This window comes from Bacillus sp. LR--39 (assembly GCF_053613335.1).
Genome location: NZ_JBSIOT010001146.1, coordinates 1 through 618, shown reverse-complemented (window position 1 = coordinate 618; position 618 = coordinate 1). Strand labels below are relative to the sequence as shown.

The 618-nt window shown below is 35.6% G+C and carries 2 pseudogenes; both read left to right on the top strand.

Annotated elements, in window-relative coordinates:
• Window positions 1–407 (top strand): annotated as a pseudogene (locus ACWHAR_RS29030) (hypothetical protein); the annotation flags it as partial.
• Window positions 408–414: 7 nt separating this feature from the next.
• Window positions 415–618, top strand: a pseudogene (locus tag ACWHAR_RS29025) (hypothetical protein); the annotation flags it as partial.

The window sequence follows — 618 nt, the reverse complement described above, 5'->3', positions numbered from 1 at the left end:
ATCCTGTCGAACAATCAGTAAGTTATTACAGAGTTCAAGGAGGAGGAGAGGGAAATAAAACAAGTCAGTATAGAATTAAAGTAAATAGTCATGGAAGCATTGCTATTCCTATTAAAAATGCTGATTTAAACATAAGTGCTTACAATTTAGAACACGCTAAATATTATCGAGATGTAGCAAGACCAGGCGGAGAAATTGTAGAATTTAAGGTACCTAAAGAGATTGATGATTTAATCAAGGAGACAGTAATTGATCAGTATGGATATACTAAAAACCCTCGTAACCAGGGGAGAACTGCTCCAAAGCTTGTTGATCCTACGACACCGGGAGTTAGTTATGAACTTCCGGCGGAACCATGGATAGAGTGGTTAGAGGAATATGGGCATTCAGCCAAAAAAATAGAATGAGAAAGTGGTGTTTTCGTTGTTATTAAAACCGGAGTATGCCCAAAATATAATAGTCGGGGTAAAGACTTCTTCTCAATTCTCATGGTATCTAACAGAAAGAGATGTTTGGATACTAGATATCATGAAATATAAAGAAGCCTATGAAAAAAACGGGTTTAGTTTTGATATGGACTTTGCTCTTTCTCTAAGAAATAACATTTCAGTTGTAAAT